This is a genomic window from Gordonia sp. (in: high G+C Gram-positive bacteria), assembly GCF_020438995.1.
Taxonomy (GTDB): Bacteria; Actinomycetota; Actinomycetes; order Mycobacteriales; family Mycobacteriaceae; genus Gordonia.
This window is the reverse complement of record NZ_JAGQTN010000189.1, coordinates 1-23458: the sequence shown is the minus strand read 5'-3', so window position 1 is coordinate 23458 and position 23458 is coordinate 1. Positions and strand designations below refer to the sequence as shown.

Below are 23458 nucleotides of genomic sequence, written 5' to 3'. Positions count from 1 at the left end.
GCGGTTTGAGCGTTTCGAGCAGATGCCAGGCGATCGCCTCGCCCTCGCGGTCACCGTCCGTCGCCAGGTAGAGCTCGTCGACGTCCTTGAGCAGCGACTTGAGTTCGGTGACCGTCGACTTCTTGTCCGGCGACACCACGTACAGCGGCTCGAAGTTGTCGTCGACGTTCACCCCGAGGCGCGCCCACTTCTCGCCCTTGTAACGGGCGGGGACGTCGGCGGCGCCGCGCGGCAGGTCGCGGATGTGACCGCGGGAGGACTCGACGACGTAGTTGGGCCCCAGGTAGCCGGCGATCTTGCGAGCCTTGGTCGGTGACTCGACGATCACAAGCCGTCGAATCGCTTTCCCGCTCGCGGGCGAAGCGGTGCTGGTCTCTGCCACCGGGGGTCCTTCTCGGGTCATCTGGGGGAGGTCGGCGGGCGGTGAGCCCACCGATACGAACGTTGGTCGTCTGGAACGGTTTGTACCTTATGTATAGCGTCGTGTGCACATCACCATTACCCGGCGACGTGTCGTGTGTGACGCCAATCGACGCGAACAATATTCCTGTGTCCGGGATTTTCGCAGGTCAAAACGGTAACCCTGGTCGCAAGATTGGGACGAAAGTCCCTACCGCGTCCGGAGGGCCGCCCGCGCCAGGTTATCAGTGCGCGGCGGTATGGGCGTCGAGACCGTGCGTATCGCCCGAGCCGTGCGGCCACGCCGCGGCCGCACCGGCGATGGCGGGTGGACGTCCCACGTATTCGAGCAACCGTTGCAGACGACGGCCACCGGCGATACGCAGCGCGGGCGTGGGACCTCGCGTGCCGACGAGAGTGGGCGCGATCCCCACCCGCATCAGCGCAGTGGCGAGCGGGGCGTGCGACTCGGGAACGTGCGGATCGAGCCCGAGCAGGTAGCGGTCGCCCTCCGGTCGGCCGGCGGCCAGCACCCATAGGCGCAGCGCCCGCGGTGACGGGACCCAGCCCGCAGGCACCGCTTTGACCGCGCCCGACGTCCAGCGGCCGGCCAAGTCGTCGAGTTCGCTGCTGGGCATGGTTCGGGCCACCGGATGTCCCTCGTACGAGGCGCTGATCTCGGCCGGCAGCCCCGTGGCGAGAAGTTCGCGGACGATTGCCTGGGCACGCCATGGTTCGATGACGGCGATCGAGATGCGGGTGCCGGTGTCGGTGTGCTGGGACTGGCCGTGCGCCGCTAGCAAACCGGCGAGATCGGAGTCAGCCGGCTCGTCGATGTCCGCCGAGAATAACGACAACTGCACCACCTCACCGACCCTACTGCCCTGACGCTCATCCCACCCAGACACCGTGCTTGACCCAGATACTGAGAACCGCCCCCGACCGAAGGTCGGGAGCGGCTGCTCGAAGCGGCTTCGCAGGTGCGAATTGCTTCCTAGACGGCGCGGACGCCGGTGGCCTGCGGACCCTTGGTGCCCTGGCCGACCTCGAACTCGACGCGCTGGTTCTCCTCGAGGGTGCGGAAGCCCGAGCCCTGGATCTCCGAGTAGTGGACGAACACGTCATCGTTACCCTCGTCAGGCGCGATGAAGCCGAAGCCCTTTTCCGCGTTGAACCACTTCACAGTCCCCTGTGCCATTACTGAATCCTTTTCATGCATTCCAACTGAGCCGACGCGAGATGTACCGCGCCGTGGCCGGTTCCGACCGCCATACGTAAGAGCCCCGCGGAGAACCGCAAACCAACTTCAGTACCACGACCGCAACATCGATCTCGCTACCCCCGTGCTCCGGCGGTCTCGAAAGCTGCGACCGTCACCTAGTCAATCACGTTCCGGGCCCGGGCGATAGTCGGCGCACCAAACTGTGCATAAACCTTGCCATCTGGCGGGCTTTTCGTGCACGGGCGTAATATCGGCGTCCACGAAACCGAACAGCATACACACTGACGATCGAGTAATGCAGATCACACAACAATCGGGCGGCAGCCGGGGCCCCTCCTACGGCGAACAACTCCTCTCCCACGTCCTCTCCGGGTCCGGTATAGCGGTCGACAGTCACGTCACCGGCTCCGGCCACACCACCGACGACGTCGGGACCAAAGACCCAACGCTGACTCACCTATCTGTAATCGATTCCACCACAGCAAATTTCGCCGACTGGCCGGGATGGGTACCAAAGGCCCTTGTGCAAGCCCTGGCGCAGCAAGGGATTTCGCGGCCGTGGGTCCACCAGGCACGAGCGGCGTCCCTCGCTCATGACGGCTCGCACGTCGTCGTGAGCACGCCGACGGCATCGGGAAAGTCGCTGGCATACCAGTTGCCGATCCTCACCGCACTGCTCACCGAACCCCGTGCGACGGCGCTGTACATCGCACCCACGAAAGCACTCGGGGCCGACCAGATCCGCGCCGTCGCCACCCTGACGGCTACCCGGCCCGAATTCAGCCATTTGCAGCCGTGCGCGTACGACGGCGATACCGAACCGGACATCAGGCAGTGGGCGCGGGCGCATTCCCGCTGGATTTTCACCAATCCCGATATGTTGCACCTCGGGATTCTGTCCACCCAGACCCGCTGGCGGCACTTCTTGCGCAACCTCCGCTACGTCGTGATCGACGAATGTCACCATTATCGGGGGGTTTTCGGCTCGCACACCGGTTTGGTATTGCGCAGGCTGCTCCGGGTGGCACGGGCCGCGGGCGCGGACCCGGTGGTCATCGCCTCCAGCGCGACGGTCGCCCGGCCGGCCGAATCGCTCACCCGGCTCCTCGGTGAACCCGCGGTGGCCGTGACCGACGACGGTTCACCGCACGGCGAGCGCACCGTCGCCCTCTGGCAGCCCGGCTTCATCCCGGGCGTCACCGGTGAGAACGACGCGCCCGTCCGTCGCGCGGCCGGCGCCGAATCCGCCCGGCTCCTGGCCGATTTCGTTATCGAAGGGGCCCGTACGCTCTGCTTCACCCGCAGCCGGGTGGGCGCCGAACTCACCGCCCGCCAAGCCCGGCAGATCCTCGCCGAGGCCGCCCCCGAACTCGTCGGCAAGGTCGCCGCCTACCGGGCCGGATATCTCGCCGACGACCGCCGCGCCCTCGAACGGGCCATCAACGACGCCGAACTGACCGGCGTGGCCACCACCAACGCGCTCGAACTCGGCGTCGACATCAGCGGCCTCGACGCCGTCATCGTCGCCGGTTATCCGGGCAGCGTCGCCTCGTTCTGGCAGCAGGCCGGACGCGCGGGACGCCAGCACCACTCCGGTGATTCACTGGTGGTGCTGGTGGCGCGCGACGACCCGCTCGACACCTACCTGGTGCACCATCCCGAGGCGCTGCTCGACAAGCCCGTCGAGGCGACGGTCACCGACCCGGGCAATCCGTACATCCTGGGACCGCATCTACTATGTGCGGCAGCCGAATTGCCGCTGACCGAAAGCGATGTCGATGAGTGGGACGCCCGTGCCGTCGTCGACGAACTCACCGCTCAGGGAGCGCTCAAGCGACGCCGCGCCGGCTGGTACGTGGGTGCCGGAATAGATCCGCACGCCCAGGTGAACCTCCGTGGCGGAAGTGGTACCGAGGTACTGATCGTCGACACCAGCACCGGGCGGCTGCTGGGCACCGTCGACGCCGTCCGCGCGATGTCGACCGTCTACGCGGGCGCGGTGCACATCCATCAGGGCGAGACGTTCGTCGTCGACGAACTCGACCTCGACGACGGGCTGGCCCTGACCCATCCCGAGGAACCCGACTGGACGACGTCGGCACGCGAAACCACCGGGATATCGGTCGGCCGGGTGATCGCCGAGAACCGGTACGGACCCCTGACCGTCGCCTTCGCGGAGGTGGAGGTGACCGGTAAGGTGATCGGCTATCTGCGCACCCTACTCACCGGGGAAGTCCTCGACTCGGTCCCCCTGGACATGCCGGAGCAGACGCTGCCGACGCGGGCCGTGCTGTACACCCTCACTCCGGAAGCCCTCGCCGATGCGGGCGTCGACGCGGCAGCGGTGCCCGGCGCACTGCACGCCGCCGAGCACGCCGCAATCGGTCTGCTGCCGCTGGTGGCCACCTGCGACCGCGGCGACATCGGCGGCGTGTCCACCCTCGCGCACCCCGACACCGGGCTCCCGACGGTGTTCGTCTACGACGGCCACCTCGGCGGAGCCGGATTCGCCGAACGCGGCCACGAGGCGTTCGCCGCCTGGATCGGTGCGACACGCGAGGCCGTGAGTGCCTGCCGATGCGCGTCGGGTTGTCCGTCGTGCGTGCAGTCGCCCAAGTGCGGCAACGGAAACGAACCCCTCGACAAGGCGGGTGCGATCGCGGTGCTCACGCTGATCGAATCGCTCATCGGCACCGGCTGAGGACCTCCGCACCGACCCCCGACCGAGCGCCGGTGTGGGCGCCGCCACTCGGCTGTACAGTAAGGTCTGCGTAAAAGCTCCACGTGGCGGCCTTCGGGCATGCGGCACGCCACCACCGCTGACGAGGACACACCATGTACGACGAATCAGAGGCATCACCGCCTGTCGATTCGGCGCGGCTGATCACCACCCGTCAGCAGGTGTATTTTCTCCTCGCCCGGCCCACGACCAACACCGACGCCCTGCCCTCGACCATCGGCGAGCTGGACGTTTTCGACACCGAGGACGAGGCCCTCGACGCCCTCGACATCCACTACGCGTGGTGCGATGCGCGCCTGGACCGCACCGTCGTGACCACCGCACAGTGGTATCTGCAGAGCGCGATCGTGGGGCCGAGGCTCGCGCCGGCGCTGGGCGACGTGTACCTGGCCACCCGCGACGACACCGGCGAGCACCAGGCAGTCGCCGGCGGCTTCCTCACCGAGGGCGAGGTCATCCACTGGTCGGCATTCGTACGGGCCGTCGAACCGTTCATCCCGATCGCCGACGTCGGCAGCGACTACGGTCTGGCCTACCGCGGCGACACCACCACCCGCTTCGGACAGCTGTGGTTCACCCCGATGCGCTCGCGCCGGGTCTATCCGCGGCGGATCGTCGTCGACGAGGACGCCGACCGCATCGGCTGATGACGGTACGCGCCTCACAGACCGGCAAATGAAGTCTTGTCCGTGGCTATCACCAAATCTCGCTATGCCGTCCCCCGGGCCCGTCACCGCCCTACCCTGAATTCCATGAACCTCGACGAATACCGTGCGTTCGATGCCACCGAATTGGCAAGACTCGTCGTCGAGAAGGAAGTGACGCCGGTTGAGCTGCTGACACTCGCACGACGTCGCGCCGCCGATGTCAATCCGGCTCTCAACGCGATCGTCATCGACATCGACGAGGCCGACGCCCAGGCGGCCGATCCCGGGCTGAGCGGCCCGTTCGCCGGGGTGCCCTTCCTGATCAAGGACCTCGCACAGGACTATCAGGGGTATCCGACCTCGTGCGGTTCCCGATCGCTGTCGAAACTCCCCGTCGCCGAACACGCACACGTCACCCGGCGTTTCCTCGACGCCGGGCTGGTGATCTTCGGCAAGACCAACACCCCGGAGTTCGGGGCGAAGGGGATCACCGAACCCACGCTGTTCGGCCCCGCCCGCAATCCCTGGAATCCGGGCCACACGCCCGGAGGTTCGTCGGGCGGGTCGGGTGCGGCGGTGGCCGCCGGTATCGTTCCCGCCGCAGGCGCCAACGACGGCGGTGGTTCGATCCGGATTCCGTCGGCATGCAACGGCCTCGTGGGACTGAAACCGTCCCGCGGACTGTCCCCGTTCGGTCCTGCGCGGGGTGAGCAGACGTTCGGGATGTCCGTGCAGGGTGTTGTCGCGCGCACGGTGCGCGACGCCGCCGGACTCTACGACGCCATCGTCGGCCCCACCCCGTCGTCGGTCTATCCCACCCCAAGGCCGAGCACTCCGTTTACTTCCCAGATAGCCACTCCCCCAAGCAAACTCCGTATCGGATTTTCGACCGAGTCCGCGCTCGCGCCGTCCGTCCACCCGGAGGCAAGGGCTGCCGTCGAACATGCGGCCGGAATCCTCGTAGACCTCGGGCACATCGTCGAAGAGGTCGCGCCGCCGTACGACGACGCCGCCCTGTCGCGGGATTTCCTCACCATCTGGTTCGCGCATCTCGCCGCCGAGGTCGATTCGGCGCGCCGCCGGACGGGTGCGGGCGACGACGACTTCGAGGCCGACACCCTCGCCGCCGCCGAACTCGGCCGCAGCGCCGGCGTCGTCGCCGCGTTCAACGCCTTCGAGCGCGTCAACCACTACGTGAAATCACTGTCGGCCTTCCACGACACCTACGACTATCTCCTCACCCCCACCCTGGCCAAGCCGCCGCTGCAGATCGGCGAGATTGCCACTCCATCGCTGATGCGATCGGCTTCACGGATCATGGCGAAGGTCCACGGCGGTTCGATTGTCACCCGAACGGGGGTGATCGACGGTCTCGTCGAACAAAACCTCGGCTGGGTCCCGTACACCCAGGTGGCCAATCTCACAGGTCGCCCCGCGATCAACGTGCCGCTGTACTGGACCGGCGCCGGGAGCGAAGCGAGCGGGCCGAATGTTACCGGCGCCGGGAGCGAAGCGAGCGGGCCGAGTGTTACCGGCGCCGGGAGCGAAGCGAGCGGGCCGAGTGTTACCGGCGCCGGCCTGCCGTTGGGTGTGCAGTTCGTCGGCGGGCTGGGTTCGGACGGCGGTCTACTCGCGCTCGCCGCACAACTGGAACAGGCCGCACCGTGGGCCCATCGGTATACCGGGGTGGCCGTCTGACCCTCGTCACCGATCTGCCGAGTGGGAACGCAGTGACCCTGCTCGTGGCGCGCTACGCGAGCGCACGGTTCGCGTTACAGTCTCCGCCATGACAGCATCACTGAGCCACCGTCTGCGCCCGATGACGGGCCGCGATCCGCACGAGAACGGGCGCGTCGCGACGAGCCTGGAACTCTTCTACGACCTGGTGTTCGTGGTCGGGTTCAGCGTGGCGGGTATCCAGGTGGGACATGCGCTCGCCGAGGGCCACTTCCAGTCCGCGATCATCGGATACCTGCTGTGCACGTTCGCCGCGACCTGGGCGTGGATCAATTTCGCCTGGTTCACCTCGGCGTTCGACACCGATGACTGGTTCTTCCGGCTGACCGTGCTGGTCCAGATGATCGGCGTCGCCATCATCGCCATCGGCATCCCCGCCGTCTTCACCTCGCTCGAAGGGCACGAACACCTCGACAACCGGGTGCTGGTGATCGGCTACATCGTGATGCGGATCGGGATGGTCGCGCAGTGGCTGCGGGCCGCCGCGCAGAGCCCGGCCCATCGGAAAGCCTGCCTGACGTATGTGGTGATGACCGTCGTCGCGCAGCTCGGCTGGATCGTCGTCGCGTTCGCCGACATGGCCATCTGGCCCGCCGTCATCGCAATGCTGGTGTGTGCGTGTGTCGAATTCGCCGGCCCGTTGGCCGCCCTCTACTTCGAACACGAGGCACATATCGGCGCGGGCACGGTCGTGGCCACGCTGGCCGTACCGGTCGGGCTCTACTGCGCACTCCTCGGAGCGTTCCGCGGCTACCTCGTCCGGCCCGAGGTCACGACGCTGGTGTCGGTGGTCCTGGCGCTGGCGTTCGCGGCGGGTGGGGTGATCCTGGCCGCGTCGGGTACCTCGCTGGTGGTGTCGCTCGTGGTGACGTCCCTGGCCCCGGTCGTCATGGTGGCGATCGACGCGCTGAGCCCGTCCCGCGGTCTCGACGAGGTCGCAGGGTAGTCCGACCCGGCATCCCCCGGGCCCGCTTCCGCCCCGACAACCGGGCACGGTCACTACGATCACCGTGTGGACCTTTACCTCGTGAGGTACTTCGTGGCGATCGTCGACCACGGCACCGTTTCGAAGGCCGCGCAGGTTCTGTATGTTTCACAGCCGTCGCTGAATCAGGCGATCAGCACCCTGGAGAACCGGGTGGGCACAGTCCTGTTCGACCGCTCCGGCGGCAGGTGTGAACTCACCACGGCGGGGTGCCGGTTCGAGATCGCCGCCCGACGCATTCTCGCCGACGTCGAGCAGGCCAAGTCCGCGGTCACCGAAGTCCGTGAATTGCGCGCGGGAGGGGTGGATGTCGCGGTCAACGCAGACTTCCGGATCGATCCGCTAGTCCCGATGATCGCCCGGTTCCGGGAGCGGCATCCGTCGCTGTGGGTACGGATCATCGACGTCACCACACCGACCGGCGTGCACGCCGCACTGCGCGTCGGGGAGGCGGAGATCGGTGTGGCAGAACTGTCCGACGGTCCGCAGAGATTCAACGAAATCCCAATCGATACACAGGAACTCGTGCTGGCGGCGGATCCGGAAATCCTCGGCGCGCAGGCCGGGCCGCTCCCGCGTGCCCGCGTGCGTTCCCTGCCGTTGGTCATCGACCACGGCGATCGCACCACCAAGCGGCTGCTGGCGGACATGATCGACATCGACGCGCGCAACGTCGTCGTCGATTGCGCCCATCCTCCCGCGATCTGGGCGCTGGTGAACCGCGGCGTCGGGGCGACCGTCCTGCCGCGTGAGGTCGCCACCCAGCAGTTGCCGGGAGCCCGGGTCCTCGCGCTGGACCCGCCGCTGCACCGCCGATGGGGGCTGGTGACCCGGCCGAGCGCCTTGTCGCCCGCGGCGGCGGCGTTCGTCGCCTCCGCCGTCGACCGGGCTCAGCGTCAGGCCGAAAGGTAGTCGGCCCCATGGAGATCCGGCAGACCGAGTACTTCCTGGCCGTCGTCGAAAATCAGGGTGTCGGCGGTGCTGCTGCGGCGCTGGGCATTTCGGAGCCGACGGTGTCGCAGGCGCTGCGCGCACTCGAACGCGAGATGGGTGTCGCGCTGTTCCATCGGGTCGGCCGCGGGATGGTGCCGACGGCCGCGGGCCGCAAACTGATCGGCCCGGCACGCCAGCTCCTGCGCGACGTCCGGATGGTGGGTCAGTTGCAGGGCGAGAGCGGCGGGCTCGCCGGACGCCTGGACATCCTGGCGTTTCCGGCGACCGCCTCGGGACAACTGACCGACCTGCTGGCCGACTTCTGCTCCGCGTATCCGACCGTCCCGGTGCGGCTCGGCCTGCTCGACGCCGAGAGCGAGGTCGAGTCGATGATCGCCGAGGGTCACTGCGAGTTCGTGGTGTGCACGCCCCGGACCGCGGGCGATCGGCTGACCATGGTCGAGATCGGTGAGCAGGAGTACGTCGTCGTGTATCCGGCCGGTACGGACGTTCCGGCCGAGCCGATCCCGCTGAGCGACCTTCCCGCGGTGCCGATGTCGCTCGCGTCCTCGCGTTATTCGATCGCCAACGAGATCTCCACTGCGATGCCGCACGGGCCGGGTGGTCCCCCGGTGGCGGCGATCACCGACCATCCCGAGATCCGGCTGGCGATGGTCCGGGCAGGTGTCGGCGGCACGGTCATGGAGCGGGCGGTGGCCGAGACCGCCGGCGACGCCGTCGACGTCTACACCGCCTCGCCGCGGTTCGTATACCCTCTGGTCATAGCCTTCGACGAGACCACGATGTCGCCGGCGGGGCGTGCGTTTGTGGACATTATTCGCGCTCAGCCAACTATCCGCGCACGTTCCACACCACTTCCCGAATGCTAGCGGTGTCACGGTGCTACGATCCCGCCGTGACCAAAGTAAGCCTTACATTTGTCGCGTTCTTGACCGGACTTTCATTGGTCATCGGCGGCATCGCTTCATCACCGGTCGGCGCTACGCCCAATAACGCCGACAATGCCCGTGACGCCACCTGGCCGAAGCTTCCCGTCGTGTATGTCTCCGGCTCCACCGAGGACCGCAGTTCAGCCGAGAAGTTCGCGAAAGTACTGCGGCACAATGGCTTTGACACCTACATCTTCATGGTGTGGGAGAAGAACGATCCGAAGACCAATCCGTACACCACGGTATCCGGCAATTCGCGCCGTCTGCCGGCATTCGTCGACAAAGTCCTGTCCCGGACCGGCGCGCCCCGCGTGGACATCGTGACCTGGTCGCAGGGTGGGCTGGTGACCCGGTATTGGCTCAAATACTTCGGCGGCGCACCGCATGTGCGGTCAATGGTCGGAATGTCCGCTTTGATCAAAGGCTCGCCCTTCCAGCGGGTTGTTCAAGAACTCGGTGGCTGCCCATCGCGAGTGGCCTGCGATGAAATGTCCGATTCCGGCAAACGCCTGCGCGCCCTCAATACCCCGACCCAGGCACTGCCCGGTATCAAATACTTCAACATCACCACGCGCTGGGACGAGAATGCGTTCCCGTACACCACCAACTTGATGACCGGACGCGGCGACTACGAGAATCTGGTGACTCAGAAGCAGTGCCCGGTGGATCCGGTCTTCCACACCACCATGACCCACACTCCGTCGGTGCAGTCGGCGGTGATCAGCGCGCTGCATGGCGGCCCCATGCGGATGAAGTGCATGTTCTGAACGCTCACCCATCGGACACCGGTCCGGCACGCGCCGTCGCGCTCGCCTGCCGCAGCCCGATAACACCCAGGTCCACCGGAACCTCGACCGTCACCGACACGTCCGGGTCGACGATCCGGCACGCCGAGACGATGGCCGGCGGGTGTTGCCGGGCGGCCAGTGCCGTCGCCGCCGCACACCCGTCACCACCGGCGACCTGCTCGGCCGCCGCCGCCAGCGCCGACAGGTCCGCCGCCGACTGGGCGCGGTGGCGGGCCACCGTCGCCGCGCCCAGATAGCAGACACCCGCGACGACGGCGACGATCGCCGCGATGACGAACGTGCCGAGGATCGTCGCGAAACCGTCCTCATCAGCGGCGATCACGGACTCACCCCCGACGCGAACCGCACCTGACCGAGACCATCCGGTTCGGGAACGGCCACCGCCCGCGCCGACACGCGCAGTCCGGGCAGCAACCGCACCGCGGTGCTGACCGTCGCCTCGATCAGCTCCGCCGATTCCGAGACGTCCACCGCCGCCGCAGCTCCGGCCACCTGCCGGCCCACCGACACCGCCGACGGGTCACCGGCCGCGGTCAGCCGGGCCACCTCCCGGGCGGCGTCGGTGCAACGGATCTGCGCGATGGTCGCCGACACCGCGCCCACCGAGGCGATCAGCACCGCCACGATGGTGGCGATAACGAAAGCCCCCTCCACCGTGGCCATCCCCGACTCATCGGTGACGATGTCCCGGCGCATCAGCCGACCGAGGTGCTGAGGGCTTTGCTGATGATGCCGCTGAGCGCGCTGGTGATCGAGTCACCGGTCACCACCGTGTACAGCAACGCCCCGAACGCCGCCGCGGCCACGGTTCCGATGGCGTATTCGGCGGTACTCATCCCCTCGTCGTCGGTGGCCAGGCGCAGCACCTCCGCCTGCATCCTGCGCACCAGCCGACGGTCCCCCGCTGTCTTGATCTTCTGCATGATCTCTCCTTCTCTCTTTTTCTGGTACAGGTTTCATAAACTTCCGGCGAACACGCCGCCGGCCAGGCCGACGACGACCGGGACGATGCCCAGACACACGAACGCCGGCAGAAAACACAGGCCGAGCGGACCACTGATCGCGACCCCGGCGCGTTCGGCCTTCTCCAGCGCCAGGTCCTCGGCCCGTCGGCGGATCTCGACCGCGAGTTCGTCGACCCCCGCTGTCAGCGATGCCCCGGCCCGCGACGACCTGCGGACCAGCATCGCAAGTTCCCGGAAATATCCGGTTCCGCTTGATGATTCGACGTCGCTCTCGTCGGCGGCCATAGTCCACGCGTGGTCGGGGTCGGCGCCGAGGGCCAGCAGGTCCGCGGCCGTCGACATCGGTGCGGCAAGGCTTTCGGGTGCGGCCGCCGCCACGATCCGCGTCGCCGATTCCACCGGCAGACCCGAACGCAGGCATACCGCGAACAGGTCAAGTGCGGCGGCCACCGTGAACGGGTCGTCGTACCGAATACTGTCGTTCGCCTTTCGGTTTCCGGAACCATCAGGAACTATCCTGTGCAACAGCCATTCCGGCGAAGGCCACAGCAGCAACGCTCCTGCCGCGCACAGGCCGGCAACGACGACGGGTGCGTTCACCGGGCACTCACCCGCTCCACGATGCGGTCGGACCAGCACAATCCGGCCACCACGAGCGCGGTCCCGACTATCAGTAGCAGCCCGCCCAGCCCTCCGCCGGTGAGCACACCCACCGGGTCGGCTCCGGTGGCCTGGCCGAGTGCGATACCGAGCGCCGGCAGTCCCGCCAGTACGGTCGCCGTCGCGCGCGGACCGGCCAGACCGGCGCGGGTCCGGGCGTCGAAAGCGTTCTGCGCCAGCAGATCCGCACGCACCGCGACAAGCAGATCTATCATGGGCAGGCCGTGCTGATCGGACAGCTGCCAGGCGGTGCCGATACGCTGCCACACCGCGGTGCCCGGACCGCCAGACGTCTCGTTCATGCCCGACACGGTGATCCGGCCGCCGAGGGCCGCTCGCCCGGCCAACGACGAGAGTTCCTGCGCTACAGCAGAATCCGGCTTGATTCGGCAGAGTTCGGCAGCGGCGGCCGCGCACGCAGTGGCGACGAGTGCGCCGACTGACATCTCGGCGATCATGATCGACAGCGCGGTGAGCAGGTCGGCGTCCGCCTGTTCGCCGACCAGCCTGCGCCGGCGCCGGGAATCACGCCAGAGCACAACACCGGCCAGCATCCCCGCAGCCACCGTCACCTCGATGCCGAAAGACATCGCGACAAAACTGATCAGTGGCAGCACGACCCACTTCCAGTGCGGCGTACCCGGGCGCCGCGCCGTCGGCTGTAGCTGCGTCAGCCTGTACTCGGCGCGCGTGGCGGGCCACCACAGCACCGCGACCGCCGCCGCGCACAACACCGGGACCATTACCGCGGTCCACCTGTGATCGCCGGCGGATTCCCTTCCAGCAGTTCGCCATCGAGTATTCCGGTGCCGCGTACCCACACCGGCGTGATGGTGACCAGACCGTCAGCACCCCGCCGGACGACCCCGATCTCGTTGACGCCACGTCTACCGGTACGGTCACGTTCGACCCCGACCACGACGTCAAGCGCGGCGGCGAGCTGGCTGTGCAGGGCTTCGCGACCCATTCCGCCCAATGCGGCAAGGGCTTCCATCCTGGCCGGCACTTCGGACACCGAGTTGGCGTGCAGGGTTCCGGCACAACCGTTGTGGCCGGTGTTCAGAGCGGTGAGCAGGTCGATGACCTCGGCGCCGCGGACCTCTCCGACGACGATCCGGTCGGGCCGCATCCGCAGCGCCTGACGCACCAGAACACGGACCGGAACCTCGCCCGCCCCTTCGACATTCGCGGTGCGGGCGACCATCCTGACCACGTGTGGATGATTCGGTCGCAGTTCGGCGGCGTCCTCGACGCAGATGATGCGTTCGGCCGGGTTCATATGCCCAATCATCGCGCCGAGCAGCGTCGTCTTTCCCGAACCGGTGCCACCGACCACCACGAAGGCCAACCGGGCTTCGATGATGTGCATGATCAGCGGTACCGCATCGGCGGCGATGGCACCCGACTCGATCAGTGAGCGCAAGTCCTTGCTCGCAGTTCTCAAGACCCGCAACGAGATACAGGTCCCGTCGGCGGCCACCGGCGGGATCACCGCGTGCAGGCGCACCGTGTAGCCACGGCGTCCGACATTGGACAGTTGGCCGTCGACCCAGGGCTGGGCGTCATCGAGACGTTTGCCGGCGTTGAGCGCGAGCCGGGCCGCGAGCCGCCGGACTGCCGGTTCGTCGTCGAAGACGATGTCGGTGCGTTGCAGTCCGTGGCCCCGGTCGACCCATACCTGGTCCGGTCCGCTGACCAGCACGTCGGCGATATCGGGTTCTGCGAGAAGCTGTTCGAGCCTTCCTGCGCCGGTGAGCTCGGTTTGCAGGTGCCGCAACGCCACCAGCAGATCTGCGTCACCGAGGACCCCGCGTGCTTCGGCGCGGATCGCCGCGGCGATGACTTCCGGTGTGGTGTCAGTAGATTCGGTGTTCGAGAGTTCGCCGGCGAGTTTGTCGCGTACGCGATCGAGGAGGCCGTCGTCGATGGGCATACTGTTCATCGTGCCCCGGATTCCGGCGTTCTCGGCTCCCGATGTCCGCCGGAACCCGAAATTGTGGATAGCTTGTGCCTGTGGATGATTCGTTTGCCCATCACGGGTGCACCGGGGTGTGGCGGGCGGCGCGCACGACGATCGCCTCGCAGGCCCGGCCCAGCGGGCTGCGAGCAGGCACCCGCAACCGGTCCCGTTCGAGCAGGGCCGGCAGCCGTGGATCGGGACGATAGGAGGTGAGCAGTTCCAGCCCGGCGGCGTCGGCAATCGCCTTGGCGCGCAACCCACCCGGCGACGGACCACGCACGACGAGCACCACCTCGGCACCGCGCTCCACAATGCCCGGCACCACGGCGCGGGTCGCGGATGTGGCGTGTAAAGATGCCGTGGCGACGACCACGACGAGGTCGACGGAGTCGATGACGTTGTCACGCAACGCCGTAGCGGCCCGCGGCGTGTCGACGATGACGAGGGTGCCGTGTGATCTGGCGGCGTCGAGTGCGGTGACCACCGATTCGGGCCGGATAGGCGCGGCCCCGTCGCCGTCAGCGCCGCGCCGCGGCGCGAGAACCGACAGTCTCGGTCCGTGCCGGGGCAGCACCGCGGCAAGCGCATCGCCGCCGACGGCGCCACGTTCGACGGTGAGGTCCTGCCAACGCAGGCCGGCCTCGGCTTCGAGTCCGAGCAGCAGGTCCGCGCCACCTCCGTGGTCATCGACGTCGAAAAGCATTGTGTGGGCGCCGTCGTCGGCGGACCGGAGGCCGATCGCCGCGGCCAGCACGCTCGCCCCCGCCCCGCCGTGACCGCCGACCACGGCGATCGCGCCCGCCGGATGTCGACGGGGGCGCCTTATCTCGCTGAGGACCCGGACGAGGTCCGCGTCGCCGCCGGGCAGTAGCACGGTGTGATCGGCGCCGAGCCCGATCGCGGACGGCCAATGCACCTCGTCGGCACCGGCGCCGACGACCACGATCCCGGCGCGCTTGGGTGGGGCCAGTGCGGTGAGCGCGGCGACTGCCCCGGCGTCAACGATGACAGCGCGGGCGCCGAGCCAGTCCCGCCGGCAGGACGCGGGATCGCGGCGGACCAGGCGGTATCCGGCGGCCGCGGCACAGCGGGCGACGTCGTCGGTCAGGTGGTCGTCGATGAGGGCAAGTACGTCGTCAGACATGCCTTACATCGTCGGTGGCACATCGACCGGCAACCCGACCAGAACCCCGATCGGACCGAATCTGTGGATGAAAAAGTTCTCATCCACAGATCTGGGCAGAAGCGCCGAGAGGTTTCGACCCCTAGATAGAGGACAACCCCGGCCAGGGGGGAGGAGGCCGGGGTTGTCGGCGTTTCAGCCCCGGGGGGTCGGGCTGAAACGCTCCGGTATTTTTCAACCGGGTATCCACGACTATACACACGATCCGAGCGGATGCAAGCCGACTTATGGTCTGCGTGAACGCTGTGCGGTTTCGTACGGTGGCCAGCGCATATGCGTGGTGGACTGGGGTCCGGTTCTCCCCGGCCGGCGACGATCCGGACCACGGTCCACACGGCCGCGGCGTCAGCGCTGGTAGGACGCATGTTTCCGATGGTTTCCCGCGCGTTATACACCGCCACCAACGGCTCCGGGCAACAAAAATCGGGCGCAAAAATTGGACGGCAGAAGGCCTTGCTGTGATCGGAGTCACGGTGTAGAAACGTTGTTACGGAATCCCGGAAGGCCAAGTTCGAGCCGGAAGAGAAGGAACGGACCCCCAGGCCGGGCAATTCCCAGCACGGGCGGCAAGCACCCACGCGGAGCGCGCCGCAATAAGGCAAAAGCGTTGTGCACCTGCGACACTGAGACCGATCAACAACTCTCACAGACCCGCTAGGGATGACGAGGATTCGGGGAGGTCCCGAATCACACGACGACCGTCGCCCAGCGCGCGGATCTCCGAATGAGAGCGGCGCTTCACCCGGACACGGCAGCAGCCGATCAGGACGAATCCGCTTAGTGAGAGTCGAGAGAAAGCCACAGTCCCTCGCCGAGGTGATCCCACAACCCACCAAGCACGCTTGGTAACTTGGGTCCGTGCTACGCGGGTGGTGGCCTGGCATACGTCAGGACACCGCCCGCGTTTTATTGTGTGCTGTCTGCGATCGACTTGGCTTCTGCGGCGCCGGCTTCCAGGGCTTCGCAGCACAGTACGATCCAGTTTCCCAGCCCCTCCGGGGTGCCGGCGGCGAACCCCTGGGCATAGGCCCGATAATCCTTGATGCGTTTGAGCCAGGTCACCTCGGGGACACCGAGGTTGTGCGGGTCGAGGCCCGTCGAGGTGCAGACCAGCCGTGAGGCGGCGCGCGCGATGATGCCGTTGGCGGTGGGGAACGCGTCAAGGCTGAGCAACTCCCCATGGACGACGGCAGCCAGAACCGGTCCCGGCACCGCGGTGGCGCCGCTGATGAGCTGACCGAGCAGGTCCAGGCGCGCGGCGACGTCGGCTCCGGCGCGCGGCCGGCCGAGATCGTCGGGGTCGGAGACCATGTCGGCGGCGGCGAGCATGTGCAGCCGGGCCAGAGCCTGGGCGGGCGCACGCCGGAATACGCCGGTCAATTGGTCGAGTGAGTCGCCGTCGAGGGCCTGGGCCACGCGCATGGCGCCGGCCAGGATCGGGTCGTCGAAGTCGCCGTCGCGGCGCAGTTCGACGCTGCCGCCATCGATGGCCGCCGAGGATCTGCCGGCCCGCCAGGATGCCTCGGTGGCCGTCTTGTCCCAGTCACGCAGGTTGGCGCGGTGCCGGTGGACGGCGCTGAGGGCCTCGCGTGCCTTCTCCGCGGCATCGGCGACACCGGGCAGGGCAACGAGCGGTGCCAGCGGATCTGTTCCCACAGCGCTCACCCTATCGGCCGCCTCGCCCACCCCACCAACCGAACGTTCACCCGACCAACCGAGTATCCGGCCCCATTCGGCGCATCATGGCGACCTTTCGGCGCGAATCGGACCGGACTCGCCCGCAACGCCGCTCCAACGTGACTACCCTCACAATCACGCATGAACGTGTGGCGTCCCTCGCCGCGCGCAGCCCGGACATGATCGGGAGACCCTCGATCATGGACACGACCCATACCCCAAGGTTTGCCGGTCGCAGACAAGCCCGTAGAGACTCACCGAAGAGAAAGGCCCGGAGAAGATGACTTCCACTTCCGCCCACCCCGTCGAGAGCTTCCCGCCGTCGGAGGAGTTCGCCGCGCAGGCCAATGCGGGCGCCGAACTCTACGATCGGGCCGAGGCCGACAGGCTCGCGTTCTGGGCCGAGCAGGCTCGTCGTCTCGACTGGGCCACCGACTTCGACGAGGTCCTCGACTGGAGCGGGGCGCCGGTCGCCAGCTGGTTCGTCGGCGGCAAGCTGAATGTGTCCTACAACTGCGTCGACCGGCATGTCGCCGCAGGCAAGGGTGATCGGGTCGCGATCCACTGGGTCGGTGAGCCCGGCGACAGCCGCGACATCACCTACGCGCAGTTGCTGACCGAGGTGTCCAAGGCCGCCAACTACTTCTCCGCGATCGGCCTCGTCGCCGGCGACCGCGTCGCCATCTACATGCCGATGGTTCCCGAGGCGATCATCTCGATGCTGGCGTGTGCCCGGCTCGGCCTGACGCATTCGGTGGTGTTCGCCGGATTCTCGGCCGGTGCGCTGCGTTCGCGCGTCGACGATGCCGAGGCCAAACTGGTCATCACCACCGACGGCCAGTACCGGCGCGGCAAGCCCGCCCCGCTGAAGGAGGCCGTCGACGAGGCCCTCGGCACCGGCGACAGCGCCGCCAAGTCGGTGGAGAAGGTGCTGGTGGTGCGCCGCACCAACCACGATCCGGACCTGAACTGGGTGGAGGGCCGCGACGTGTGGTGGGAGGACACCGTCGACGAGCAGTCCGACACGCACGAGCCGGAGGCCTTCGACTCCGAACATCCGCTGTTCCTGCTGTACACCTCGGGCACCACCGGCAAGCCCAAGGGCATCGTGCACACCTCGGGCGGCTACCTGACGCAGGCCAGCTACACCTTCCACTACGTGTTCGACCACAAGGAGGGCCGCGACGTCTTCTGGTGCGGCGCGGACATCGGCTGGGTGACCGGCCACACCTACCTCGTGTATGGCCCGCTGTCCAACGGTGCCACCGAGATCATCTACGAGGGCACCCCCAACTCGCCCGACGAGCACCGGCATTTCCAGGTCATCGAGAAGTACGGGGTGACCATCTACTACATCGCCCCCACCCTGATCCGCACGTTCATGAAGTGGGGCCGGGCGATCCCCGACGCCCACGATCTGTCGAGCGTGCGGCTGCTCGGCAGCGTCGGCGAACCGATCAACCCGGAGGCGTGGCGCTGGTTCCGCGAGGTCATCGGCGGCGGCAAGGCACCGATCGTCGACACCTGGTGGCAGACGGAGACCGGCGGCATCATGATCTCGCCGCTGCCCGGCGTCACGGCCACCAAGCCGGGTTCGGCGATGGCACCGCTGCCCGGTATCAGCGCCAACATCGTCGACGACAACGGCAATCCCGTCGGTGCCGGCGAGCAGGGCTATCTGGTGCTCGACAAGCCGTGGCCGGCGATGCTGCGCGGCATCTGGGGCGACCCGGTCCGCTTCAAGGAGACCTATTGGTCGCGGTTCGCCGAGCAGGGCTGGTACTTCGCCGGCGACGGCGCCCGCTACGACGACGACCACGCCCTCTGGGTGCTCGGCCGCGTCGACGACGTGATGAACGTGTCCGGACACCGCATCTCCACCTCCGAGGTCGAGTCGGCGCTGGTCGGGCATTCGGGGGTGGCCGAGGCCGCGGTCATCGGCGCCGCAGACGAGACCACCGGGCAGGGCATCGTCGCGTTCGTCATCCTGCGCGAAGGAGTGGAGAACACCGGCGAACAGCTGATCGCCGAGCTGCGTCAGCAGGTGTCGATCGAGATCTCGCCCATCGCCAAGCCGCGCGAGATCAACGTCGTTCCCGAGCTTCCGAAGACGCGGTCGGGCAAGATCATGCGCCGTCTGCTCAAGGACGTGGCCGAAGGCCGCGAACTGGGCGACACGTCGACACTCGTCGATCCGTCCGTCTTCGAGGCGATCCGCAGCCGTAAGTCCTGAGCATGACAACCCGATGATCACGACGCAGCGCCACCGGTAAACGATCCCGGTGGCGCTGCGTCGTGGTAAAGCAGTCAAAGCATGGCAACATAACCCCATACCCGATCTACGGAGGATGTAGTGAGCCGACCCGTGCCGCCCGGCAACCAGACCGTCCCGTCGATCCCGCTGCGGGATGCGAACGTCGGCAAGGACGGCGAACCCAGTATCGGGAACCTGGTCAAGGACGCGACCGCCAGCGTGTCGACGCTGTTCCGCGCCGAGATCGCCCTCGCCAAGGCCGAACTGGTGGATGCGGGCAAGAAGGCGGGCGCCGGCACCGGCCTGTTCGCCGTCGCCGGTGTGATGGCGCTGTACACCAGCCTGTTCTTCTTCTTCTTTCTCGCCGTGTTGCTCGACATCTGGCTCTCGCCGTGGCTGGCATGGCTGATCGTCTTCCTGATCCTGCTGACCATCACGATCGTGTCGGCCCTCGTCGGGTACATCATCTTCCGTAAGGTCCGCGGACCGGCGAAGACGATCGAATCGGTCAAGGAGGTGCAGGCGGTGCTGCCGCGCGCCATCCCCGGCAAGGACGACGTTCCGGCGGTCGGCACCCGGAACGGCTATCCGCCGATACCGGCCGCGCACGACCCGCGGCGCTGATCTTGGCCGCAGCGCCGGATCCCTCCAGCGTCCGCTTCCCCGGACCCTGGCACGACCGCGCCTGGCACCACTTCGACGTACGCGCCAACGGCCTGAAGTTTCACGCAGTCGAATGTGAGCCGTCGGGGTCGCCGGATCGGCCGCTGGTGCTGCTGCTACACGGGTACACCGAGTTCTGGTGGGGCTGGCGATATCAGCTGCAGGCCCTGACGGACGCCGGTTATCGCGCGGTGGCCGTCGACCTGCGCGGTTACGGCGACAGCGACAAGCCGCCCCGCGGCTACGACGGCTGGACCCTCGCCGGCGACACCAACGGTCTGGTCCGCTCACTCGGGCACCGCACCGCCACCCTCGTCGGGAACGCCGACGGCGGACTCGTGTGCTGGGCGACGGCCACGCTGCATCCGCGGGTCGTCGACCGGATCGCGGTGCTCGCCTCGCCGCATCCGCGGGCGTTGCGCCGCGACGTGCTGCTCCATCGGCTGCAGCGTTCGGCGTTCCTGTCCGGGTTTCTGCACAACCAGTTGCCGCGGCTCGGCGAGCGCCGGCTCGTCCATCACGACGCCCGGTTCGTCGACCAGTACTTCCGGCGGCTGTCGTCGCCGCGCTGGCAGCAGACCGCCGATTTCGCCGACACCGTCACCCGAAACAGGGCTGCGATGCAGATCCCGTACGTGGCCCACTCCAGCCTGGAATACCGCCGCTGGGCGTACCGGTCACAGTTCCGTCCCGACGGCGCCAAGTTCATGAAACTGATGAATCGACGACTCACGGTCCCGGTGCTCGCGCTGCGCGGCGCCGACGACCCATACATCTTCGAACGCCCACTCACCCGCTCGAACCGGTACGCCGCTCGTTTCGAGTACGTCGTGATCCCCGGCAGCGGTCACTTTGCCCACCAGGAACAACCCGAGGCCGTCACCCGGCAACTGCTGAACTTCATCGGCAACTGATCGCGGTGATCAGTCGCCGATGCAGCTGCGCGTGCTGACCCTCGCCGAGCGGTTGGCCGAGGTTTCCAGGTTGTCGTTGACCTGGTCGGCGGTGAGAACGAAACCGGTTTCGTCGGCGGGGTCCTCGGAGGCACCGAAGACGACGCCGAGAACCTCGCCGGCGCTGTTGATCAGTGGCCCGCCCGAGTTGCCCTGCCGGATCTGCCCGCGGACGGTGTACACCTCGCGTCGCACCTGCTGTGAGCTGTAGATATTGGGTCCCGACAACCGGATCACGTTGCGGACCCGGACCGGGGTCGCGGTGAACGGGCCGCCGCCGGGGAAGCCCAGCGAGATGGCGTCGTCGCCGGTGCGTGCCTGCTTGTCTGCGAAGGCAAGGGCAGGCGCGGTGAGGCCGGGTACGTCGAGGACGGCGACGTCGTTGTTGTAGTCGAACAACACGACGCGGGCGGTGAGCTGTTCGCCGGATTCGGATTCGACGGTGAGCCGGCGGGTGCCCGCGACGACGTGCGCGTTGGTCATGACACGTTCGGGTGAGACGACGAATCCGCTGCCTTCGAGTTCTTGCCGGCAGCTGGGTGCGATGCCGACGATCTTGACGGTGCCGGCCCGTGCCCGGCTGACCACCTGTCCCCCGGCGAGCGTCTCGTCGGGGGGTGCGACGCTGGTCACCGGCGCCCGCCCGAACGGTCCGATGACCTCGGGCAGGCCGGAGTTGTCGAGCAGAGCGCTGAAATCGTTGGGCAGGTCGCGCAGCCATTGGGGGGCCAGGTCGTCGACGGCGCCGAGGACCGCGGAGTCCCGGACGGCCGTGGCAACCTTGGGCGGACCGGAGTTGGAGATCGGGATCGCGAGCAACCAGGCGGCGATGATGACGGCGATGATCTGCAGTAGCGTTCCGATGACGCTGTCGACGGTGCGTACGGCCCGGGAACGCATTCCACCCCGGGCGGCGCGGCCGAGGATCAGGCCGGCGGCCTGACCGGAGATGACGAGGACCACCAGGATCGCGATCCCGATGAACAGACGTGCCTCCCGGGAGTCGACCAATTCCATCAGCTTGGGAGCGAGCAGGATTCCGGCGACGGCGCCCGCGATCACGCCGATGAATGCGAGCGCCGATGCGATGGCGCCCTGCCGGTAGCCGCTGATTCCGACGAGAATCGCGACACCGATCACGATGAGGTCGACCCAGGCCGAGCCTGTCATGTTGTGGGCTCCTCGCCGTGCTGAACTGAATTCGGGTGAACCGAATTGGGGTGGACCCAGTTCGATTGGGGGGTTTCGGCGAGGGCGATGGCCTCGTCGAGGGGCCGGACGTCGTCGCGGTCCCACGGGATCTCCCAGCCGGACACCTCGGCGATCGCGGCGATCAGGCCACCGGTGAATCCCCAGACGAGCATGCCGTCGATGAAGAAGGCCGGACCTTTGTACACGCTGCCTCCGAGGATGGACCGTTGTACCTGGAAACGGTTGTCGGGGTGCAGCAGTTCCCGCATGTTGACGCGGGTGACGCGGGCGGTTTCGCCGGGGTCGACGACGCCGACGGGTCCTGGCTCGCGCCAGTGCCCTATCACCGGGGTGACCTCGAAGCCGGAGGCGGGGACGGGGAACGGCATCAGGTTGGCCAGGATGTCGACGCCGCCGGCCACGAGACCGGTTTCCTCGTTGGCCTCGCGCAACGCGGTGCCGACGGGAAAATCGTCGCCCGGGTCGAAGCTGCCGCCGGGGAACGCGACCTGGCCGCTGTGCTGGCGCAGGGTGGGCGCGCGCTGGGTGAGCAGCACGTCGACGTCGGCGGGCAGTCCACCGTGGGCGGTGGGGTCGGCATCCCACGATCCGGCGAACAGGATGAGGACGGCCGCGGTGCGTTTGTTCCGCTGGATCATCGACATCCAGCGCGTGCGGTCGCCGCCGCGGCCGAGGACGCTGGCGGTGACCGCGGTGACGTCGTCGGTGAGGGCATGCAGCCACGGTGGGATCTGTGCCTGCGGCACCGTGGGGCCGTGGCGGGTGTCGTCGGACGGGGTCGTGCTCACGTTTCCACCCCCAGGTGGGTGCGTACGGCACCGGCGATGTCGTCGGTGTTGTGGAAAACCTGCGGCAGAACCCTGGCGACGGTGCCGTCGGCACGGATCAGGATCGTCGACGGGAAGACCCGGGGGGCGCGCAGTGCGGCGGCGATCTTGCCGTCGGTGTCGAGGGTGGCCGGTAGGCGCACACCGACTTCGGTGAGGAACTTGAGCACGAGGTACGGGTTGCCCGCGCCTTCTTTGGCGTGCACGGTGAGCACGTTGAGCTTGTCACCGGCGCGGGCGGCGTAGTCGGCGAGGATCGGCAGTTCCTGCCTGCACGGATAGCACCAGGTGGCCCACATGTTGACCAGCAGCGGGGTGCCCGCGGTGCCGTCACCGAGGTTGTACGCCCTACCGGTGCCGAGGCATTCGGCGGTGATCCCGGCGAGCGCGGCATCGGGGCCCGGGGCGGCGGCGGGTTCCGGGCAGTCGGCAAGGGCGGCTTCGGTACGTGCTCCGGCCAGTTCACCGGGCTCGACGGCGACGCTGGTCTGTGTGCCCACGGTCGTCGTCGGGTCGTCGGAGATCCCGGAGTCGCCGCCGCGGGGCCAGATGGCCACCACTAGGGCGACCATCACCACGACGAACACGATGGTCCAGCGGGCGGCGGGTGGGAAGCGGGATGGCGCGGCGGGTGGGAAGCGGGATGGCGCGGCGGGTGGGACGTGCGACGGCGCGGCGGGTG

At 67.8% G+C, this 23458-nt stretch carries 24 protein-coding genes; 10 read left to right on the top strand and 14 right to left on the bottom strand.

Annotated elements, in window-relative coordinates; translation table 11 throughout:
* From KDB67_RS13840 to KDB67_RS13830, 3 genes are all read right to left on the bottom strand, one after another.
* The coding region (locus KDB67_RS13840; protein WP_291016596.1) for a toprim domain-containing protein at positions 1 to 382 on the bottom strand (382 nt) is incomplete at its 3' end.
* Between the two features lie 262 nt (positions 383 to 644).
* On the bottom strand, positions 645 to 1265 hold the full coding sequence (locus KDB67_RS13835; protein ID WP_291016604.1) for a hypothetical protein: 621 nt from the start codon (positions 1263 to 1265) through the stop codon (positions 645 to 647).
* Positions 1266 to 1393: 128 nt separating this feature from the next.
* Positions 1394 to 1597, bottom strand: coding sequence for a cold-shock protein (locus tag KDB67_RS13830; protein ID WP_005193408.1), 204 nt, complete (start codon positions 1595 to 1597; stop codon positions 1394 to 1396).
* Positions 1598 to 1916: 319 nt separating this feature from the next.
* On the opposite strand from KDB67_RS13830, the gene KDB67_RS13825 reads away from it, so the two are divergent.
* The 7 genes from KDB67_RS13825 to KDB67_RS13795 all read left to right on the top strand — a co-directional run bounded on the left by KDB67_RS13825 (position 1917) and on the right by KDB67_RS13795 (position 10380).
* The gene (locus tag KDB67_RS13825; protein ID WP_291016591.1) at positions 1917 to 4322 is read left to right on the top strand and encodes a DEAD/DEAH box helicase; all 2406 of its coding nucleotides are present in this window, start codon (positions 1917 to 1919) and stop codon (positions 4320 to 4322) included.
* Between the two features lie 134 nt (positions 4323 to 4456).
* A complete protein-coding gene (locus tag KDB67_RS13820; protein WP_291016589.1) occupies positions 4457 to 5008 on the top strand; it encodes a hypothetical protein in 552 nt (183 codons plus the stop codon).
* 105 nt (positions 5009 to 5113) lie between these two features.
* Positions 5114 to 6706, top strand: coding sequence for an amidase (locus KDB67_RS13815; protein WP_291016587.1), 1593 nt, complete (start codon positions 5114 to 5116; stop codon positions 6704 to 6706).
* 88 nt (positions 6707 to 6794) lie between these two features.
* A complete protein-coding gene (locus KDB67_RS13810; protein WP_291016584.1) occupies positions 6795 to 7691 on the top strand; it encodes a low temperature requirement protein A in 897 nt (298 codons plus the stop codon).
* Positions 7692 to 7757: 66 nt separating this feature from the next.
* A complete protein-coding gene (locus KDB67_RS13805) occupies positions 7758 to 8642 on the top strand; it encodes a LysR family transcriptional regulator (RefSeq protein WP_291016582.1) in 885 nt (294 codons plus the stop codon).
* 8 nt (positions 8643 to 8650) lie between these two features.
* Positions 8651 to 9553 carry a LysR family transcriptional regulator gene (locus tag KDB67_RS13800; protein WP_291016580.1) on the top strand — a complete coding sequence of 301 codons (903 nt, stop codon included), beginning with the start codon at positions 8651 to 8653 and terminating at the stop codon, positions 9551 to 9553.
* Between the two features lie 26 nt (positions 9554 to 9579).
* The gene (locus KDB67_RS13795) at positions 9580 to 10380 is read left to right on the top strand and encodes a lipase (protein WP_291016579.1); all 801 of its coding nucleotides are present in this window, start codon (positions 9580 to 9582) and stop codon (positions 10378 to 10380) included.
* Positions 10381 to 10384: 4 nt separating this feature from the next.
* Here KDB67_RS13795 and KDB67_RS13790 read toward each other — a convergent pair whose 3' ends face one another.
* The 8 genes from KDB67_RS13790 to KDB67_RS13755 form a co-directional block, all read right to left on the bottom strand.
* Entirely contained in the window at positions 10385 to 10744 is a 360-nt protein-coding gene (locus KDB67_RS13790) for an Rv3654c family TadE-like protein (RefSeq protein WP_291016577.1), read from the bottom strand.
* Positions 10741 to 11118, bottom strand: a complete 378-nt coding sequence (locus KDB67_RS13785) for a TadE family type IV pilus minor pilin (protein ID WP_291016575.1) — start codon at positions 11116 to 11118, stop codon at positions 10741 to 10743. The genes KDB67_RS13790 and KDB67_RS13785 overlap by 4 nt, the downstream gene beginning before the upstream one ends.
* On the bottom strand, positions 11118 to 11300 hold the full coding sequence (locus KDB67_RS13780) for a DUF4244 domain-containing protein (RefSeq protein ID WP_291016602.1): 183 nt from the start codon (positions 11298 to 11300) through the stop codon (positions 11118 to 11120). Before KDB67_RS13780 ends, KDB67_RS13785 begins: the two co-directional genes overlap by 1 nt.
* A 78-nt stretch (positions 11301 to 11378) precedes the next feature.
* The gene (locus tag KDB67_RS13775; RefSeq protein WP_291016572.1) at positions 11379 to 11987 is read right to left on the bottom strand and encodes a type II secretion system F family protein; all 609 of its coding nucleotides are present in this window, start codon (positions 11985 to 11987) and stop codon (positions 11379 to 11381) included.
* Positions 11984 to 12790 carry a type II secretion system protein F gene (locus tag KDB67_RS13770; RefSeq protein ID WP_291016570.1) on the bottom strand — a complete coding sequence of 269 codons (807 nt, stop codon included), beginning with the start codon at positions 12788 to 12790 and terminating at the stop codon, positions 11984 to 11986. Before KDB67_RS13770 ends, KDB67_RS13775 begins: the two co-directional genes overlap by 4 nt.
* Positions 12790 to 13989 (bottom strand): TadA family conjugal transfer-associated ATPase, encoded by a 1200-nt coding sequence (locus tag KDB67_RS13765; protein WP_291016568.1) that lies wholly within the window; start codon positions 13987 to 13989, stop codon positions 12790 to 12792. Before KDB67_RS13765 ends, KDB67_RS13770 begins: the two co-directional genes overlap by 1 nt.
* Before the next feature lie 91 nt (positions 13990 to 14080).
* Positions 14081 to 15151, bottom strand: a complete 1071-nt coding sequence (gene ssd / locus KDB67_RS13760; RefSeq protein WP_291016566.1) for a septum site-determining protein Ssd — start codon at positions 15149 to 15151, stop codon at positions 14081 to 14083.
* Positions 15152 to 16096: 945 nt separating this feature from the next.
* The gene (locus KDB67_RS13755; RefSeq protein WP_291016564.1) at positions 16097 to 16846 is read right to left on the bottom strand and encodes an oxidoreductase; all 750 of its coding nucleotides are present in this window, start codon (positions 16844 to 16846) and stop codon (positions 16097 to 16099) included.
* A 301-nt stretch (positions 16847 to 17147) separates the two neighbouring features.
* On the opposite strand from KDB67_RS13755, the gene acs reads away from it, so the two are divergent.
* The 3 genes from acs (at position 17148) to KDB67_RS13740 (ending at position 20698) form a co-directional block, all read left to right on the top strand.
* Positions 17148 to 19100: an acetate--CoA ligase gene (gene acs, locus KDB67_RS13750; protein ID WP_291016562.1), complete on the top strand. Its 1953-nt coding sequence runs from the start codon at positions 17148 to 17150 to the stop codon at positions 19098 to 19100.
* Positions 19101 to 19220: 120 nt separating this feature from the next.
* Complete coding sequence (locus tag KDB67_RS13745; RefSeq protein WP_291016561.1) at positions 19221 to 19745, top strand: phage holin family protein; 525 nt, start codon at positions 19221 to 19223, stop codon at positions 19743 to 19745.
* A 2-nt stretch (positions 19746 to 19747) separates the two neighbouring features.
* Positions 19748 to 20698 carry an alpha/beta hydrolase gene (locus tag KDB67_RS13740; RefSeq protein ID WP_291016559.1) on the top strand — a complete coding sequence of 317 codons (951 nt, stop codon included), beginning with the start codon at positions 19748 to 19750 and terminating at the stop codon, positions 20696 to 20698.
* 9 nt (positions 20699 to 20707) lie between these two features.
* Here KDB67_RS13740 and KDB67_RS13735 read toward each other — a convergent pair whose 3' ends face one another.
* Genes KDB67_RS13735 through KDB67_RS13725 form a run of 3 tightly spaced genes read right to left on the bottom strand, consistent with a single transcriptional unit; the run spans position 20708 to position 23366 of the window.
* Positions 20708 to 21907: a MarP family serine protease gene (locus tag KDB67_RS13735; protein ID WP_291016558.1), complete on the bottom strand. Its 1200-nt coding sequence runs from the start codon at positions 21905 to 21907 to the stop codon at positions 20708 to 20710.
* Positions 21904 to 22737, bottom strand: a complete 834-nt coding sequence (locus tag KDB67_RS13730) for a CoA pyrophosphatase (RefSeq protein ID WP_291016556.1) — start codon at positions 22735 to 22737, stop codon at positions 21904 to 21906. Before KDB67_RS13730 ends, KDB67_RS13735 begins: the two co-directional genes overlap by 4 nt.
* Positions 22734 to 23366: a TlpA disulfide reductase family protein gene (locus KDB67_RS13725; RefSeq protein WP_291016599.1), complete on the bottom strand. Its 633-nt coding sequence runs from the start codon at positions 23364 to 23366 to the stop codon at positions 22734 to 22736. Before KDB67_RS13725 ends, KDB67_RS13730 begins: the two co-directional genes overlap by 4 nt.
* Between the last annotated feature and the right edge of the window lie 92 nt (positions 23367 to 23458).

Bases quoted from the DNA above. Each gene is read 5' to 3' on its own strand.
- KDB67_RS13830 (WP_005193408.1), bottom strand. From the start codon at position 1,597: ATGGCACAGGGGACTGTGAAGTGGTTCAACGCGGAAAAGGGCTTCGGC.
- KDB67_RS13825 (WP_291016591.1), top strand. From the start codon at position 1,917: ATGCAGATCACACAACAATCGGGCGGCAGCCGGGGCCCCTCCTACGGC.
- KDB67_RS13810 (WP_291016584.1), top strand. From the start codon at position 6,795: ATGACAGCATCACTGAGCCACCGTCTGCGCCCGATGACGGGCCGCGAT.
- KDB67_RS13735 (WP_291016558.1), bottom strand. From the start codon at position 21,907: ATGACAGGCTCGGCCTGGGTCGACCTCATCGTGATCGGTGTCGCGATT.
- KDB67_RS13765 (WP_291016568.1), bottom strand. From the start codon at position 13,989: ATGAACAGTATGCCCATCGACGACGGCCTCCTCGATCGCGTACGCGAC.
- KDB67_RS13770 (WP_291016570.1), bottom strand. From the start codon at position 12,790: ATGGTCCCGGTGTTGTGCGCGGCGGCGGTCGCGGTGCTGTGGTGGCCC.
- KDB67_RS13785 (WP_291016575.1), bottom strand. From the start codon at position 11,118: ATGCGCCGGGACATCGTCACCGATGAGTCGGGGATGGCCACGGTGGAG.
- KDB67_RS13780 (WP_291016602.1), bottom strand. From the start codon at position 11,300: ATGCAGGCGGAGGTGCTGCGCCTGGCCACCGACGACGAGGGGATGAGT.
- KDB67_RS13820 (WP_291016589.1), top strand. From the start codon at position 4,457: ATGTACGACGAATCAGAGGCATCACCGCCTGTCGATTCGGCGCGGCTG.
- KDB67_RS13815 (WP_291016587.1), top strand. From the start codon at position 5,114: ATGAACCTCGACGAATACCGTGCGTTCGATGCCACCGAATTGGCAAGA.
- KDB67_RS13800 (WP_291016580.1), top strand. From the start codon at position 8,651: ATGGAGATCCGGCAGACCGAGTACTTCCTGGCCGTCGTCGAAAATCAG.
- acs (WP_291016562.1), top strand. From the start codon at position 17,148: ATGACTTCCACTTCCGCCCACCCCGTCGAGAGCTTCCCGCCGTCGGAG.
- ssd (WP_291016566.1), bottom strand. From the start codon at position 15,151: ATGTCTGACGACGTACTTGCCCTCATCGACGACCACCTGACCGACGAC.